Genomic DNA, 13,671 nt, shown 5'->3' with positions numbered 1-13,671 from the left:
CCTCCGTACGGCGTCGGGCCTCCGGTTCCTACGGTGCGTCACCGGAAGCGGCCTGAGCAGGGCCGGAGGTCCCCACCTGGGCCGGTCCGACCGGCCCGGGGCGGCGCGTCGACGACGGGACCTTCGGCCCGTGCGGGACGCCGGGGCAGCGGGTAGAAAGGACTGATGATCCGGGTGTTCCTGCTCGACGACCACGAGGTCGTCCGTCGTGGCCTGGCCGATCTGCTGACCAGCAGCGGCGACATCGAGGTCGTCGGCGAGTCCGGCCTGGCCCAGGAGGCGGCGCGGCGGATTCCCGCGCTCCGCCCCGACGTGGCGATCCTCGACGCCCGGCTGCCCGACGGCAACGGCATCGACGTGTGCCGGGACGTGCGCGCCGTGGACTCGTCCATCAAGGGCCTGATCCTCACCTCGTACGAGGACGACGAGGCGCTGTTCGCGGCGATCATGGCCGGTGCGGCCGGCTACGTGCTGAAGCAGATCCGCGGCACCGACCTGGTGGACGCGGTCCGCCGGGTGGCGGCCGGGCAGTCCCTGCTCGACCCGGCGATCACCACCCGGGTGCTGGAGCGCATCCGCAGCGGCGTGGAGCAGCCGCGGGAGCTGAAGTCGCTCACCGAGCAGGAACGGCGGATCCTGGAGTACGTCGCCGAGGGGCTCACCAACCGCGAGATCGCCGGCAAGATGTTCCTGGCCGAGAAGACGGTGAAGAACTACGTCTCCAGCGTGCTGGCGAAGCTGGGTCTGGAGCGGCGCACCCAGGCGGCGGTGCTGGCCACCCGGCTGCTCGGCAAGAACCACTGACCCCCGGCCGGGTCAGTCGAGCGGGACGCCCCAGCGCAGCTCGGTGCCGTGCGGCTCGACCCGGCGCAGCGTGAACTCCCCGCCGAGCCGTTCGGCCCGCTCCCGCAGGTTGACCAGGCCGCTGCGGGCCGCCGTCGGGTCGCAGCCGATCCCGTCGTCGGTGACCGTGATCTCGACCCGGCCGGCGTCCGCCGCGACCCGCACCGACACCCGGTCGGCCTGCGCGTGGCGGACCGCGTTGGACAGCGCCTCGCGCAGCACGGCCACCAGCTCGGGACGCAGCTCGTCCGGGACGGCGCTGTCGATCGGGCCGACCAGGTCCAGGTCGGGTCGGTGCCCGAGCGTCTCGGCGGCCACCTCGATGGCCTCGCGGATCTCGGTGCGCAGCGCCGCGCTCATCGGGGTGCGCAGCTCGAAGATGGTGCGGCGGATGTCGCGGATGGTGGCGTCCAGGTCGTCGACCGCCTGGTTGATGCGCTTCGCCACCTCGGGTCGGGCGTTCATCGCCCCGCTCTGGAGTTGCAGGCCGGTGGCGAAGAGCCGCTGGATCACCACGTCGTGCAGGTCGCGGGCGATCCGTTCGCGGTCCTCCAGCACCACCAGCAGTTCCCGTTCCTCCTGGCCGCGCGCCCGCTCCATGGCCAGCGCGGCCTGCCCGGCGAAGCTGGCCAGCAACGCGAGGTCGTCGTCGCCGGCCGGGCCGTGGTCGGGCCGGTGCGCGATCACCAGCACGCCGTGCAGCGTGTCGGCGGCGGCGAGCGGGGACACCACCGCCGGGCCGGCGACCACCGGCTGGGGCCAGGGCGCCGCCGCGGCCAGGTCGTCGACCTGCTCGTGCCGGCGCTCGGTGACCGAGCCGGCGAAGCTGGTCTCGCCGGCCGGCAGCACCGCGCCGACCAGTTCCCGGGCGATCGGGTCCGCGCCGTCGACCACCTCGACGGTGAACTGCGCCTCGTCCTCGTCGTAGAGCAGCACCAGCGCCAGCTCCGCCTCGGCGACCTCGCGGGCGCGACGCGCGACGAGCGACAGCGCGTCGGTGCGGCGCACCTCGCCCAGCAGCACCGAGGTGATCTCCGCGGCGGCGGCGAGCCAGCGTTCCCGCCGGTGCGCCAGCGCGTAGAGGCGGGCGTTCTCGATCGCCACGCCGGCCGCGGCGGCGAGCGCGGACACGATCTCCTCGTCGTCCTCGGTGAACTCGGCGGCGCCCTGCTTCTCGGCCAGGTAGAGGTTGCCCCACACCTGGTCGCGGATGCGCACCGGCACGCCCAGGAAGCTGTGCATCGGCGGGTGGTGCGGCGGAAAGCCGTACGACCGGGGGTGCCGGGTGATGTCCGGCATGCGCAGCGGCTTCGGCTCGTCGATGAGCAGGCCGAGCACGCCCCGCCCGTGCGGCAGCTCGCCGATGCGCGCGTGCAGCTCGGCGTCGATGCCGTGGACGATGAAGTCGTGCAGCATGCGGTCCGGGCCGATCACCCCGAGCGCGCCGTAGCGGGCGCCGGCCAGCTCGCACGCCGACCGCACGATCCGCTGCAACGTGCTGCGCAGGTCCAGGTCGGAGCCGATGCCGACCACCGCGTCGAGCAGCGCACGCAGCCGTTCCCGGCTGGTGACCACCTCGCCGACCCGGTCGAGCATCTCCTGGAGCAGCTCGTCGAGGCGGACCCGGGACAGCGGGGACAACCCGAGCGACGGCGTGACGGGCTCGTGCCGGGGGTTCGGTGCGGCGGCCACCGGCCGATGCTATCGCCCGGTGGCCGCCGCCGACGAGACCGTCAGGACGGCTGGTCACGGACCGCCGAGGTGTCGACGGTCTGCGCGGCGTCCAGCCGCGGGGTGTGCGGCGGCCCGGCGTGCTCCGGGTCGGCCAGACCGAGCCGCATGCTCAGGTAGGGGTGGCCCAGGCCGGCCAGCGTCTGCCGGAGCACCTCGCGGGTGCCGTCGACCTCGACCACGCCGGAGAGCGGCACCAACGACACCCCGTGCCGGGTGGCTTCGAGCCAGGCGGCGGAGAGCGCCTCACCGGCGCGCAGCCAGCTCAGCGGCTCGTCCTCGGCGCCCCAGAGGATGGCGTAGACGGCGGCCTTGTCGTGGCCGGGGCCGATCGGCAGCGAGCCGGGGGTGCCGAAGTCGCGGCCCGGCACGGTGGTCTGCGCCGCCTGGTCGGGCAGCACCTCCGGCGGCAGGCCGGTGCCGGTGCCGGCCCGGTTGGTCCAGTACGCCAGCTCCTCGCGCAGCTCCGGGCTGTCCGCCTCGACGGCGGCGGCCTGCTGGGCGGCGCCGGCCAGCTCGATCTTCTGCATGTCGTCGAGGATCTGCAGGTCGACGCCCTCCCGGGTGGCGGCCCGGTCGATGTCGCCCAGCACGGCAGCGGGGATCGGCTCGTCGCTGACCGGACGCCGGTCGGTGTGCCGCACCCGCATGCACTGCACCAGGCGCATCGCGTCCGGGTCGGCGCCGGTGTGCCGCAGCCCGGTGAGCCGGGCCATCAGGTCGGGCTGGTGCGGGTCGGGCAGGCGCTCCACCACCGGCGTCCAGCCCTCGGCGGCCAGTGCCACCCGGGCGTGGTGCAGCGCCGCGCCGCAGCTCACCACCAGCAGTCGGCCCTCCGGGTCCATGACGCTGAGGTGCCGCTCGCGGACCACCCGCAGCTCCAGCGCGTCCGGCCGGACCGTCCAGTGCCAGGGCTGGGTGTTGTGCACCGACGGGGCGTGGCCGGCCGTTCCGGCGGCCTCCGCGAGCGCGGTGGTCAGCGGGCGATCGGTAGCCGGCGTCTCGTGGCTCATCGTCACGACCTTCCTGTCTCTCCCCCATCGTGCCCCACCTGCGGGGCGCCCGGGTGGGGTTGCCGCTCCATCCTCGGGCATGTCCGGACCTGCCGCACGGGGTCCTTCGGCCCCTCGGTTTACCCGCGTTCGCCCTACCTGCCCCGCTTCGGCACTGAGACGATCCGCACGTGGGGACCGAACCGCGCGAGTGCGTACCCGAACGGCCGGCCCGCGCCCGACGGGCCGCGACCGCCGAGTGGGCCCCGTTGGCGCTGCTCACGCTCGCCGTGCTGGGCGGCGCCGCGGCGTGGTTCGCGGGCGCGCGGGGCGCGGCCGACCTGGTCTGGGCCGCGGTCACCGTGGCGGCGCTCGCGCCGGCCGCCTGGACCATGCTGCGCCAACTGTGGCGCCGGCAGTTCGGGGTGGACGTCATCGCGGTGCTGGCGCTGCTCGGCGCGTTGCTGGTGCGGGAGTACCTGGCCGGCGCCGTGATCGCGGTGATGGTGGCCACCGGGCGGGCGTTGGAGGAGTACGCCCGGCGCCGGGCCACCCGCGACCTGCGGGCGCTGCTGGAACGCGCGCCCCGGCAGACGCGGCGGCGTACCGCGGACGGCGGGATCGAGGTGGTGTCGCTGGACCGGGTCGTCGCCGGTGACCGGCTGGTGGTCGGCCCCGGTGACGTGGTGCCGGTGGACGGCACGGTCGAGGAGGCGGCCACGCTCGACGAGTCGGTGGTGACCGGCGAGTCCCGGCTGGTCGGCCGCGCCGTCGGGGAGCAGGTGGCCAGCGGCGTGGTCAACGCCGGCGCGGGCTTCGGGCTGCGGGCCGACCGCAACGCGGCGGAGAGCACGTACGCCGGCATCGTCCGGCTGGCCGGGGAGGCCACCGCGCGCAAGGCCCCGATGGTGCGGCTGGCCGACCGGTACGCGGCCGGGTTCGTGCCGTTCACGCTGCTGCTCGCCGGCCTGGCGTGGCTGCTGTCCGGCGAGTTCGTGCGGGCGGTGGCGGTGCTGGTGGTGGCCACCCCGTGCCCGCTGTTGCTGGCCACCCCGATCGCGGTGGTCTCCGGGCTGTCCCGGGTGGCCCGCCGGGGCGTGCTGGTGCGCGACGGCGGTTCGCTGGAGCAGCTCGGCCGCGCCCGTACCCTGCTGCTGGACAAGACCGGCACGCTCACCGCCGGCCGGCCCCGGGCCGCGGAGACGGTGGTCGCGCCGGGCGGCGACCGGGACGAGGTGCTGCGGCTGGCGGCGTCCGTCGAGCAGCTCTCGCCGCACGTGCTGGCCGCCGCGCTGGTCCGGCAGGCCCGCGAGCGGGGGCTGCCGCTGGCCGGGCCGACCGACGTGACCGAGGAGCCGGGGCGGGGCGTGACCGGCCGGGTCGACGGCCGGACGGTGCGGGTCGGCCAGCTCGACGGCGAGCCGCCGGTGTGGGCGGACCGGGTCCGGGACCGGGCCGAGCGGTCCGGCCGGTCCACGGTCTGGGTCAGCGACGTGCACGGGCCGCTGGGCGCGATCCTGCTGGAGGACCCGGTCCGCCCGGACGCCCGGCGGACCGTGCGGCGGCTGCGCGAGGCGGGGCTGACCCGGCTGGTGATGGTGACCGGCGACCGTCCGCGTACGGCCCGGCAGGTCGCCCAGGTGGTCGGCGTGGACGACGTGATCGCGCGCTGCGCGCCGGCGGAGAAGGCCGACCGGGTACGCGCGGAGGCGGCGCGGGCGGTGACCGTGATGGTCGGCGACGGCGTCAACGACGCCCCGGCGTTGGCCGAGGCGCACGTCGGGGTGGCGATGGGCGCCACCGGGGCGACCGCCTCCGCCGACGTGGCCGACGCGGTGCTCACCGTGGACCGGCTGGACCGGCTCGCCGACGCCGTCGAGATCGCCCGGTACGCCCGCCGCATCGCGGTGCAGAGCGCCACCGTCGGCATGGGCCTGGCGGTGTTGGCGATGCTGGTGGCCGCCGCCGGCCGGCTGCCCCCGGTCGCCGGCGCGTTCCTCCAGGAGGGCATCGACGTGCTGGTGATCCTCAACGCGCTGCGGGCGCTTGGTGGTGGGCTGCGGCAGCGGGAGGTGCCCCCGCACACCCGGGAGCTGCTCGACCGGTACGAGCGCGAGCACGGCGGCGTCCGGGACGTGCTGGCCCGGTTGCGGGACACCGCCGACCTGGTGGCGACCCGCCCGGACGACCCGGGGTGTGTGCCGGCGGTGCGGGACGTGCACCGGCGCCTGGTCGACGAGGTGCTGCCGCACGAGGCGGCCGAGGAACGGCAGCTCTACCCGGCGCTGGCCGGTCCGCTCGGCAGCGACGAGGCGACCTCGACGATGAGCCGGGCGCACGTGGAGATCGTCCGGCTGGTGGAGCGGATCGGCGGGCACCTGGCGGCGCTGGACGGCGGACTGCCCGCCGAGGAGGTGCCCGACCTGCTCGCCGCGCTGTACGGCCTGGACGCGGTGCTGCGCCTGCACCTGGCCCAGGAGGAGGAGGACTACTTCTCGCTCAACCCCGCCGACGGCCCTCCGGGGCGTTAGGAGGGGCCCCTTCTTATGCAGAATGCGTTAAGAAGGGGCCCTTCCTTCTACTCCCGGACCACCGCGACGGGGCAGTGCGCGTGCTGGATGAGCTGCTGGCTGACCGAGCCGAGCAGCATGCCGCGCAGCCCGCCCCGGCCCCGGCTGCCGACCACCACGAGCTGCGCCGCCCGGCTCGCCTCCACCAGCAGCGACGCCGCGCTGCCGGGCACCGCCGAGATCTCCACCGGCACGTCCGGGAAGGTCTCCCGCCACGGCGCCAGCTCCGCCTCGGCGGCGGTCCGCTCGCCGGCGGCGACGTCCTCCGGGTCGAAGTCCGGCGGCACCCACCGGTCACCCGGCGGCTCCCAGACCCGCAGCACCCGCAGCGGCACGTCCCGCTGGGCGGCCCGCTCCACGGCGAAGCCGAGCGCCCGCAGCGCCGAGGGGGAGCCGTCCGAGCCGACCACCACCGGCCCGGACGTGGCGGCCTGGCCGTCGCGGACCACGACCACCGGGCAGTGGGCGTGCGCGCTGACCGAGACCGCGGTGGAGCCGGCGAGCAGGCCGCCGAAGCCGCCGTGCCCCCGGCTGCCGAGCACCAGCATCCCGGCCCCGGTGGAGCGTTCCTGCAACACCAACGCGGGCGGGCCGTCGAACACCTCGCCGTGCACGGTGATGCCGGGCCGCTCGGCGGCGGCGTCCGCCGCCGCCTTGCGGACCAGTTCCTCGACCTGCCGGCGGGCGTTCTCGTCCGGCCAGATGCCCGGGGCCACGCCGGGGCCGATCCAGCCGGCCACGGTCAACCACTCGAAGACGTACGCCAGCCGCACCGGCCGGCCCGACCGGCCCGCCTCGTCCAGCGCCCAGTTCAGGGCCACCGACGCGTCGGTCGAGCCGTCGTAGCCGACCACGATCTCCTCATTACTCATGCGTCACCCTTCACGGCCGGGTCGGTCTCGCGGATCCAGCGCCACTCGGCGACCTGGGGGTCGTCCTCGCCGTACTCGCGGGTGTGGTCGCGGCAGGCCTGGCGCGCGTCCACCATCTCCTGGCGCAGGTGCGCGGCGCGCGAGCGCAGCCCCGGCACCCGGTCGATGGTGTCGATGACCAGGTGGAAGCGGTCCAGGTCGTTGAGCATCACCATGTCGAACGGCGTGGTGGTGGTGCCCTCCTCCTTGTAGCCGCGCACGTGCAGGTTCTCGTGGTTGGCCCGGCGGTAGGTGAGCCGGTGGATCAGCCACGGATAGCCGTGGTAGGCGAAGATGACCGGCTTGTCGCGGGTGAAGATGGTGTCGAACTCGTTGTCCGGCAGGCCGTGCGGGTGCTCCGAGGGCGGTTGCAGGCGCATCAGGTCGACCACGTTGACCACCCGCACCTTCAGGTCGGGCAGGTGCCGGCGCAGCAGGTCGGCGGCGGCGAGCGTCTCCAGCGTCGGCACGTCGCCGGCGCAGGCGAGCACCACGTCCGGCTCGGCGTCGTCGTCGGTGCTGGCCCAGTCCCAGATGCCCAGGCCGCGGCGACAGTGCTGGACCGCCTCGTCCATGGTCAGCCAGTTCGGCGCCGGCTGCTTCCCGGCCACCACCACGTTGATGTAGTGCCGGCTGCGCAGGCAGTGGTCCATGGTGGAGAGCAGCGTGTTGGCGTCCGGCGGCAGGTAGACGCGGACCACCTCGGCCTTCTTGTTGACCACGTGGTCGATGAAGCCGGGGTCCTGGTGCGAGAAGCCGTTGTGGTCCTGCCGCCAGACGTGGCTGGAGAGCAGGTAGTTCAGCGAGGCGATCGGTTCCCGCCAGGGGATGTGCCGGGTCACCTTGAGCCACTTGGCGTGCTGGTTCACCATCGAGTCGACGATGTGGATGAACGCCTCGTAGCTGGTGAAGATGCCGTGCCGGCCGGTCAGCAGGTAGCCCTCCAGCCAGCCCTCGCAGAGGTGCTCGGAGAGCACCTCCATCACCCGGCCGTCGGGGGAGAGATGGTCGTCGCCGGGCTCCCGGCGGCCGACGAACGCCCGGTCGGTGACCTCGAACGCCGCGCCGAGCCGGTTCGAGGCGACCTCGTCCGGGCCGAACAGGCGGAACGTCTGCGGGTTGCGGGCGATCACGTCGCGCACCCAGGGGCCGAGCGTGCCGGCCGCCCCGGCCACCGTGCCGCCGGGCTCCTCGACGTCGACGCCGAAGTCACGGAAGTCCGGCAGCTCCAGGTTGCGCAGCAGTTTGCCGCCGTTGGCCACCGGGTTCGCGCTCATCCGCCGGTCGCCGGTGGGCGGCAGCGCGGCCAGCTCGGTGACCGGCCCGCCGGTGGCGTCGAACAGCTCCTCCGGCCGGTAGCTGCGCAGCCAGCGCTCCAGCTCGGCCAGGTGCGCCGGGTTGTCGCGCACCTCGGCGATCGGCACCTGGTGGGCGCGGAACGTGCCCTCGACCTGCGTGCCGTCGACGGTCGCCGGGCCGGTCCAGCCCTTCGGCGTCCGCAGGACGATCATCGGCCAGCGGGGACGCTCGACGTCGCCGCCGGAGCGGGCCCGGCGCTGGATCCCGGCGATCTCGTCGACCGCCCGGTCCAGCGTCGCGGCGAGCAGGTGGTGCACCGCCGCCGGGTCGTCGCCCTCGACCAGGTACGGCTGGTAGCCGTAGCCGCGCATCAGGTCGCGCAGGTCGTCGGCGGGGATCCGGTCCAGTACGGTCGGGTTGGCGATCTTGTAGCCGTTGAGGTGCAGGATCGGCAGGACCGCCCCGTCCCGCGCCGGGTTCAGGAACACGTTTGACAGCCAGCTCCCGGCCAGCGGGCCGGTCTCCGCCTCGCCGTCGCCGATCACGCAGGCGACCAGCAGGTCCGGGTTGTCGAACGCGGCCCCGTACGCGTGGCTCAGCGCGTACCCCAGCTCGCCGCCCTCGTGGATCGAGCCGGGCACCTCCGGCGCCACGTGGCTGGGGATGCCGCCGGGGAACGAGAACTGGCGGAACAGCCGCTGCATGCCGGCCTCGTCGCGCGGGATGTGGTGGTACAGCTCGCTGTAGGTGCCCTCCAGCCAGGTGTTGGCGACCAGCGCGGGGCCGCCGTGGCCGGGGCCGGTGACGAAGATGGCGGACAGGTCCCGGTCGACGATGACGCGGTTGAGGTGCGCGTAGAGCAGGTTGAGGCCGGGGCTGGTGCCCCAGTGGCCGAGCAGCCGGGGCTTGACGTGCTCGGGCCGGAGCGGCTCGCGGAGCAGCGGGTTGTCGAGCAGGTAGATCTGCCCGACGGTCAGGTAGTTCGCGGCCCGCCAGTAGGCGTCCAGCCGGCGCAGCTCGTCGTCGGTCAGGGGGCTGTGCAGGTCCAGCGCGGTGTCCATGCTGCCTTGGCCTCTCGTGGCTCGGGGTCGTCTGCCACCCGGGGAGGAGATCGACCTCCCCGGCGCGTCCAGCCTCACCCCCGGGCGGGGGTGTCGGTCAGGGCCGTAGGTCCCGGGTCGGGCGGGCGTCATGCCCCCTCCCGGGCGCCCGGGTCGAGCCCCCGGACGACGATCAGCGGTGCCGGCGAGTGGTAGAGCAGGGCCTGGCTGACCTCGCCCAGACTGGACCGCACCGGCCCGTCGCCGCGCGCGCCGACCACCGCGAGCTGCGCCGACCGGGAGCGGTCGAGCAGGACGTCCGCGGGTACGCCGCGGACGGTCTGGCAGTCGGCGGCCACCCCGGGATGCCGCACGGCGTGCCGGTTGACCGCCGCTTCCAGCAGGCCGTCGTCGGCGTCGCGGCGCTCCGGTTCGACCACCCGGACGGCGAGCAGTCGGGCGCCCCGGCGTTCGGCGCAGTCGAAGGCGTACCCGAGCGTGTGGCGGGCGCCCGGCGAGCCGTCGTAGCCGACCAGCAGCGGCCCGGGCGGGGCCGGCTCGGACCGGCCGATCAGGACCGGACAGCCGGCGCGGGCGGCCAGCTCGACGGCGGGCGCGTCGGCCGCTACGCAGGCCGGGCAGGTGGAGATGCCGCCGTCACCGAGCGCTACCAGGAACGCGGTGCCGGCGGCCCGCAGCAGCGCCTCGACCGGTGAGCCCTCGACGATCTCGCCGCTGACCGCCACCCCTGGCGCGGCGTCGGAGGCGAGCTGGCCGGCCCGCTCCAGCAGTCGCTCGGCGTCGATGCGGGTGCCGCCGGCCGGGGCGGGGCCGCCGGTCGCGGCCCAGTTGAACGCGTGCATCAGGTGCAGCGGCCGGTCGTGGGCGGCGGCCTCGCCGGCGGCCGTGCGGACCACCGTCAGGCCCTCCGCCGACCGGCCGACGCCGACCACCACCGCGCCGTGCCTGGGTGCGGCCATGCCGGCTCACCTCCCGACCGGGTTCTTCACCCACGGTAGTCGGGTGGCCGGGCCGGCCGGACCGGGTCAGCGGAACTGGAGGCGGTTGACCGCGTCGAAGAACCGGGCGCCGAACAGCCGGCGGGTGTGCACCATCGCCCAGGCGGCGGCGGTGACCAGGTAGCGGGTGCGGGGGCGGCGGGCCAGCACGGCCCGCTCGATCACCCGGGCCACCGCTTCCGGCGGGGCGGCGAGCGCCGGGTTCCGGTAGGACTTCGCCATCGACGCGTCGACCGCGGCCACCATCCGGCGGTACGGCCCGGTCGGCTCGGTGCCGGCGCCGAGCGAGGACGCGGCGACCGCGCCGAAGCCGGTGCGGATCAGGCCCGGCTCGATGACCGCCACGTCCACCCCGAACGGCCGCACCTCCTGGCGCAGCGCGTCGGAGATCGCCTCCACCGCGTACTTGCTGGCGTGGTAGTAGCCGCCGCCGGGGAAGACCAGCCGGCCACCCATCGAGCTGACGTTGACGATCCGGCCCCGGCCGGCCCGGCGCATGCCGGGCAGCACGAGCTGGGTGAGCCGGGCGAGCCCGAAGACGTTGGTCTCGAACTGGGCCCGCACCCGGTCCATCGGGGCCTCCTCGATCGGGCCGTACTCGCCGTAACCGGCGTTGTTGATCAGCACGTCGACCTGGCCGTGTGCGGCTTCCACCGCGGCGACGGCGGCGCGCATGGACGCCTCGTCGGTCACGTCGAGGGCGAGCAGTCGGGCGCCGGTGTCGGCCAGGTCGGCGATCGCGTCGACCTTGCGGGCGGTGGCGTACACGGTGAGGTCGGGGCGGCGGGCGAGCCGCGCGACGGTGGCCCGGCCGATGCCGGAGGAGGTGCCGGTGATCAGGACGGTGGTCATGCGTGGTCTCCCGGAGAGGTCAGGCCGGCGACGAGCAGCGCGACGCCGTCGCGCAGCCGCTGCCGGGGCAGGTCGGGGTCGGTGAGGTCGGCCTCCAGGCCGCGGGTGAGCGCGACGAGCACGTCGGCCACCGCGCGGGCCCGGGGCCCGGCGGCGTCCGCCAGCGTGCCGGCCACCAGGTCGGTCATCTCGGCGGTGTACGCCTCGACGAGGTCGCCGGTGAGCTTGCCGCTGGCGTCGAGCAGCTCGGTGGCGTGCGGGCTGTCCCGGTGCAGCGTGAGCGTGAGTTCCAGCTTGGCGGCGAGCACGTCGTGCAGCCGGTCGGCCAGCTCGCCGCCTCCGGTGGCGGCGGCCTGCCGGGCCCGGTCGAGCGTGTCGGCGAAGAGCCGCTCGGCCAGTCGCCGGTAGGCGTCGTTCTTGTTGCGCACGTACTGGTAGACCGCCGGCCGGGACATGCCGGCGGCGGCGGCGATGTCGTCCATGGTGGTGCGCCGCATCCCGTGCCGGGTGAAGCACGCGTACGCGGCGGCCAGGATCGTCTCCAACCGATCGTTCGACATGCTGACAAGTCTTGCATAAAACGTCAGGACGTCAACCGTGTCCCCGGTCACGCCGGGGCGGGGTTGTTCAGCGGGGGGCGGGCAGGGCGGGGTGCACGCGCACCACGACGGCGGTGGCGTTGTCCGCGCCGCCGGCCGCCAGGCTGGCGTCCAGCAGTGCCCGGACCGTCCGTGCCGGCTCCTGGCGGGCGGCCAGCAGGTCCCGCAGCCGGTGGTAGCCGAGCTGGTCGCTGACCCCGTCGGTGCAGAGCAGCCAGGTGTCCCCGCGACGCAGCGGGGCGGCGAGCAGGTCCGGTTCCGGCTGGTCCGGGTGGCCGACGTAGCGCAGCAGTTGGTAGCGGGCCCGGGCCGCCTCTGGGGAGTCGGCCGGCCACCAGCCGTGCAGCAGCCCCAGCCAGGCCAGGGTGTGGTCCACCGTGACCAGCTCCAGCAGCCCGTCGCGCAGCCGGTACGCCCGCGAGTCGCCGAGGTGCACGAGCCAGCCCCGGTCGCCGTCCGGCTCGACCACCAGCGCGGTGAGCGTGCACCCGGTCAGCCCCGCGCGGGTGGCGCCGGCCCGGCGGACCCGACGCTGGGTCTCGGCGGCGGCGGCGTGCAGCCCGGCGGCGTCGACGACCGGCCACCCGGCGCGGACCCGCCCGACGAAGGTCTGCGTCGCGGTCGCGCCGGCCACTCGGCTGCCCTCGCCCTCGCCCATGCCGTCGCAGACCACGGCCAGCGGCAGTTCCTCGTCGACGTGCAGCACGTCGAAGTTCGCCGGATAGCGGTGCCCGACCACGCTGCCGCCGGCGACCTCCAGCGTGAGCCGCCCGGCGGTCAGCCGGCGGGTGGCCTCGACCGGCCGGTCCGGTGGGCGGCGGTGGAACACCAGCGGACCGTAGCACCGGCGCGGGCGGCGAACGGGCAGGTCGGGGCGTGTCTAGTGTCAACCGGGGTTGACGAGATGGCGCTGTCAACCTACATTGACAGCATGAGTCAGGCAACGGAACTCGCGGCGGCGGCCGGCAGCACCGACCCGAAGGTCGGCCTGCGGGCCGTGCTCGCCCTGCGCCGGCTGCTCGAACGGCTCGAGGTGGTCCAGGTGGACAACGCCCGGCGACAGGGCTGGTCCTGGCAGGAGATCGCCGACGCGCTCGAGGTCAGCCGACAGGCGGTCCACAAGAAGCACGCCGGGCGGCCGGCGGTGCGCGAAAGCTGGGAGGCGTGATGTTCGAACGATTCACCGACCGGGCCCGGGCCGTGGTGCACCACGCGCTCGTCGAGGCACAGACCGAGGGCCGGCGGCCGGTCGGCACCGAGCACCTGCTGCTCGGCGTGCTCGCCGACCGCGACAACCTGGCGGTCCGGCTGCTGTCGGCCGACGGCGTCGAGGCCGACGCCCTGCGCGCGGCGGTGGCCCGCCACACCGCACAGGGCGTCGACGGGCTCGGCGCGGCGGACGCGGCGGCGCTGCGCGAGATCGGCATCGACCTGGCCGCCATCGTGGCTCGGATCGAGGAGTCGTTCGGCCCGGACGCGCTCCGCGAGGCGACGCCGCGCCCGCGCCGGTGGTGGCGTCGCCGGCACGACAGCGGCCGGTTCTCGCCCCGGGCCAAGAAGGTGCTGGAGCTGTCGCTGCGCGAGGCGCTCCGGCTGCGTCACCGGCACATCGGCACCGAGCACATCCTGCTCGGCCTGCTGCGCGAGGGCGACGGCCTGGCCGCGCAGGTGCTCACCGAGGCCGGTGTCGACGTCGACGACCTGCGGCGGCGGGTCGACGCGGCGCTGCGCGAGGCGGCCTGACCCCCCGCCGGAATCCAAACCTGATTGCGGTCCTCGCAACGACCCCGCCCGCCGGGTCGCCGCCGCGCCCGG

The 13,671-nt window shown here is 75.2% G+C and carries 12 protein-coding genes; 4 read left to right on the top strand and 8 right to left on the bottom strand.

Annotation, left to right across the window (positions count from 1 at the left end; all coding sequences use genetic code 11):
• Positions 1 to 165: 165 nt before the first annotated feature.
• Positions 166 to 804, top strand: a complete 639-nt coding sequence (locus TPA0908_RS05170) for a response regulator (RefSeq protein ID WP_281935148.1) — start codon at positions 166 to 168, stop codon at positions 802 to 804.
• Positions 805 to 816: 12 nt separating this feature from the next.
• On the opposite strand, the gene TPA0908_RS05165 is transcribed toward TPA0908_RS05170, so the two are convergent.
• Together TPA0908_RS05165 and TPA0908_RS05160 are read right to left on the bottom strand one after the other, a co-directional pair.
• Entirely contained in the window at positions 817 to 2,484 is a 1,668-nt protein-coding gene (locus TPA0908_RS05165) for a sensor histidine kinase (protein WP_281936251.1), read from the bottom strand.
• A gap of 92 nt (positions 2,485 to 2,576) precedes the next feature.
• Positions 2,577 to 3,587: an Acg family FMN-binding oxidoreductase gene (locus TPA0908_RS05160; RefSeq protein ID WP_281935146.1), complete on the bottom strand. Its 1,011-nt coding sequence runs from the start codon at positions 3,585 to 3,587 to the stop codon at positions 2,577 to 2,579.
• Positions 3,588 to 3,757: 170 nt separating this feature from the next.
• Here TPA0908_RS05160 and TPA0908_RS05155 point away from each other — a divergent pair, with 170 nt between their 5' ends.
• Positions 3,758 to 6,097, top strand: coding sequence for a heavy metal translocating P-type ATPase (locus tag TPA0908_RS05155; protein ID WP_308447812.1), 2,340 nt, complete (start codon positions 3,758 to 3,760; stop codon positions 6,095 to 6,097).
• Positions 6,098 to 6,144: 47 nt separating this feature from the next.
• Here the strand turns inward: TPA0908_RS05155 and TPA0908_RS05145 are convergent, their stop codons facing one another.
• The 6 genes from TPA0908_RS05145 to TPA0908_RS05120 form a co-directional block, all read right to left on the bottom strand.
• Positions 6,145 to 7,008 (bottom strand): universal stress protein, encoded by an 864-nt coding sequence (locus TPA0908_RS05145; RefSeq protein WP_281935144.1) that lies wholly within the window; start codon positions 7,006 to 7,008, stop codon positions 6,145 to 6,147.
• Positions 7,005 to 9,407 (bottom strand): phosphoketolase family protein, encoded by a 2,403-nt coding sequence (locus tag TPA0908_RS05140; RefSeq protein WP_281935142.1) that lies wholly within the window; start codon positions 9,405 to 9,407, stop codon positions 7,005 to 7,007. Before TPA0908_RS05140 ends, TPA0908_RS05145 begins: the two co-directional genes overlap by 4 nt.
• Positions 9,408 to 9,535: 128 nt before the next feature.
• Positions 9,536 to 10,366 carry a universal stress protein gene (locus tag TPA0908_RS05135; protein ID WP_281935140.1) on the bottom strand — a complete coding sequence of 277 codons (831 nt, stop codon included), beginning with the start codon at positions 10,364 to 10,366 and terminating at the stop codon, positions 9,536 to 9,538.
• A 66-nt stretch (positions 10,367 to 10,432) separates the two neighbouring features.
• Positions 10,433 to 11,257: an oxidoreductase gene (locus TPA0908_RS05130; protein ID WP_281935138.1), complete on the bottom strand. Its 825-nt coding sequence runs from the start codon at positions 11,255 to 11,257 to the stop codon at positions 10,433 to 10,435.
• Positions 11,254 to 11,817: a TetR/AcrR family transcriptional regulator gene (locus tag TPA0908_RS05125; protein ID WP_281935137.1), complete on the bottom strand. Its 564-nt coding sequence runs from the start codon at positions 11,815 to 11,817 to the stop codon at positions 11,254 to 11,256. The genes TPA0908_RS05130 and TPA0908_RS05125 overlap by 4 nt, the downstream gene beginning before the upstream one ends.
• A 67-nt stretch (positions 11,818 to 11,884) precedes the next feature.
• On the bottom strand, positions 11,885 to 12,685 hold the full coding sequence (locus tag TPA0908_RS05120) for a PP2C family protein-serine/threonine phosphatase (RefSeq protein WP_281935136.1): 801 nt from the start codon (positions 12,683 to 12,685) through the stop codon (positions 11,885 to 11,887).
• Between the two features lie 102 nt (positions 12,686 to 12,787).
• On the opposite strand from TPA0908_RS05120, the gene TPA0908_RS05115 reads away from it, so the two are divergent.
• Together TPA0908_RS05115 and TPA0908_RS05110 are read left to right on the top strand one after the other, a co-directional pair.
• Complete coding sequence (locus tag TPA0908_RS05115; RefSeq protein WP_107159391.1) at positions 12,788 to 13,024, top strand: HTH domain-containing protein; 237 nt, start codon at positions 12,788 to 12,790, stop codon at positions 13,022 to 13,024.
• Positions 13,024 to 13,599, top strand: coding sequence for a Clp protease N-terminal domain-containing protein (locus tag TPA0908_RS05110; protein ID WP_281935134.1), 576 nt, complete (start codon positions 13,024 to 13,026; stop codon positions 13,597 to 13,599). Before TPA0908_RS05115 ends, TPA0908_RS05110 begins: the two co-directional genes overlap by 1 nt.
• The last annotated feature ends 72 nt before the right edge of the window (positions 13,600 to 13,671 follow it).

The sequence above is a fragment of the Micromonospora sp. AKA38 genome (assembly GCF_027925725.1).
Taxonomy (GTDB): Bacteria; Actinomycetota; Actinomycetes; order Mycobacteriales; family Micromonosporaceae; genus Micromonospora.
The sequence above is the reverse complement of the archived record's forward strand: the minus strand, read 5'-3'. Positions and strand labels throughout refer to the sequence as shown.